This window comes from Pseudomonas sp. NBRC 111140 (assembly GCF_001320885.1).
Classification (GTDB): domain Bacteria; phylum Pseudomonadota; class Gammaproteobacteria; order Pseudomonadales; family Pseudomonadaceae; genus Aquipseudomonas; species Aquipseudomonas putida_P.
This window is the reverse complement of the sequence record NZ_BCBQ01000183.1, coordinates 1-2,482: the sequence shown is the minus strand read 5'-3', so window position 1 is coordinate 2,482 and position 2,482 is coordinate 1. Positions and strand designations below refer to the sequence as shown.

The window sequence follows — 2,482 nt, the reverse complement described above, 5'->3', positions numbered from 1 at the left end:
TGCTTACCGCTTCCCTGGTCTGCGCCCTGATCATCCTCGACACCAACATTGTCGCGGTCAGCCTGCCCAGTATCGCGCGAGACCTGTCCGGCTCGTTCGCCGACATCGAATGGGTAGTCAGCGCCTACCTGCTGGCCTTCGCCGCTTGCCTGTTGCCCGCCGGTAGCCTGGCCGACCGCTTCGGCCGGCGGCGCATGCTGCTGCTCGGCCTGGTGCTGTTCGGCGTGGCTTCACTGGCCTGCGGTGCGGCGCCCAGCCTGCTGTTTCTCGACCTGGCCAGAGCCGCCAAGGGGGTAGGCGCTGCGTTGCTGCTGACCTCGGCCCTGGCGGCGATTGGCAACCGGTTCCATCAGCCACAAGAACGCATGCGTGCCTGGGCCTTCTGGGGCGCCTGCATGGGCGCCACCATCACCTTCGCGCCGCTGCTGGGCGGGGTGATTGCCAGTACCTTGGGCTGGCGCTGGATCTTCTACATCAACCTGCCGCTGGTGGCACTGCTGGCGGTAATGGTCATGCGCAGTATCGAAGAGTCTCGCGACAGTGCGGCGGCACGCCTGGACCCCTGGGGCAGCCTGACCTTCGCCGGCAGCCTGGGCTACCTGATCTGGGCGATGATCGATGCCAACCAGGTGGGCTGGGGCAGCCCGCAAACCCTTGGCCGGTTGGTGATCAGCGCCTTTCTGTTCAGCCTGTTCATCATGGTCGAGCGCAGCCAGCAGCGGCCGATGATCGACTTGCAACTGATGCGTAGCGGGCGTTTTGTAGGGGCTCTGCTGGGCATGTTTGCCTACGCCGCCTGCGCCCAGGTGATGATGACCCTGCTGCCGCTGTATTTGCAGAACGGCCTGCAACTGTCGGCCCTGGCCGCGGGGGCGGGTATGTTGCCGTTCGCCGTTGCCATGCTGCTGACGCCGCGCCTGGGCATGCGCCTGGCTGCCCACTGCAGCCCGGCGCAGGTGTTTGCGCTGGGCCTGGTGCTGGTGGGCACGGGCAACTTGCTGTGTGCCTGGGCCACGCGCCACGGCGGTTATGGGGCATTCGCCCTGGCCAGCGTGGTGTTGGGGGCGGGCGCCGGGCTGCTCAATGGCGATACGCAGAAAAACATCATGGCCTGCGTACCGCGTGAGCGTACCGGTATGGCCTCGGGCCTGAGCACCACCACGCGGTTTGGTGCGATCGTGCTGGCCATTGGTGTGCTCGGGGGTGTGCTCGCTGCCCGTAGCGGGCAGTTGCTGCAGGAGGCCATGGCCACTGTGGCACCCGCACAATCGAGCCAGGTTGCCGCGATGGCCACGCGGGTTGCAGCGGGCGACTTGCAGGCGGCGTTGGCCCTGCTTGAGCCAGGCTTGCGTGAGGCGGTGGCGCCATTGGCCCGCCAGGCATTCATGGGCGGTTTCGAGGCTGTGTTACAGGTCGCGGGTGTGGCGGCGTTGCTGTTTGCGCTGCTGGTCGGCGTGTTGCTGAGCCGGCCACTGCCTGCCATGCAGGAGGGGCTGATGGCCGAAGGGCGACCTTGAAACGGCCAGGGTCCGTGCAACGATCTAAAAATAAATGAGGTGTTTTATCATTCTCGTTCGGCTTGTAGAGAAGGCCGGAATACAGGCCAGCCCGCCGACCCCTCTACGGAGCGAGAAAAATGAGTTCGACCCCGGTTCCACAGCGCCACCCATTGAGTCGTGCTGTGCACGGTGCTTTCCTGGGCCTGGTTGTCAGTAGCTGTGCGCTGCCTGCCCTTGCGCAATCTGCAACTGCTGAACACAGCAACCAGGCGCAGCAATGGAACATTCCTGGCGGCCCACTGGCGCCGGCGCTTGACCGCTTTGCACGCCAGGCGGGCATTAGCCTGTCCTTCGACGCGCAGCGCATAGCCGACCGCAACACGGCAGGTGTGCAAGGTACGCTGGGCACGTCGGCGGCTCTCTCGCAGTTGTTGCAGGGGACCGAGCTTCAGGCGCAGCAGCAAGGCCCCAGTGCTTACCTGGTGGTACCGCAGCCCAAGCCTGCCGGCCCGCTGGAGCTGGGGGCGACCGAGGACTACCGCCTGGCGCCCGTCATCATCAATGCCAAGGTCAAAGCCAGCGCCGACGAAGACAGCAACTCGGTGGTTGCCAAGGAGCTGTGGGTAGGCGGCAAGGTGGCGACCAGCATCCTCAACACGCCAGCCTCCGTGTCTGTGGTGACCAACAAGGAAATGCAGCAGCGCAGCGTCAGCACAACCGAAGAGGCGCTGCAGTACACCCCCGGCGTGGTCAGCGACTACTACGGTTCGGACGACCGCAACGATTACTTCCTGATCCGCGGCTTTCAGGCCACCACCTACCGTGACGGCCTGACCCTCAGTTCGATGCGCGGTGTGCGTGAAGACCCTTACGCCTACGAGCGCATAGAAATTCTGCGTGGTGCCAACTCCACGCTGTTCGGCCCGGCAGACCCAGGTGGCTCGGTCAACTTCGTGACCAAGCAACCGCGCTTCGAGAAGTTT

Annotated in this window: 2 protein-coding genes; both read left to right on the top strand. The window is 65.0% G+C overall.

Going from position 1 to position 2,482, the window contains the following annotated elements; genetic code table 11:
* The coding region (locus APH42_RS28730; protein ID WP_082421481.1) for an MFS transporter at positions 1-1,517 on the top strand (1,517 nt) is incomplete at its 5' end.
* A gap of 119 nt (positions 1,518-1,636) precedes the next feature.
* The coding region (locus APH42_RS28725) for a TonB-dependent receptor (RefSeq protein WP_156352979.1) at positions 1,637-2,482 on the top strand (846 nt) is incomplete at its 3' end.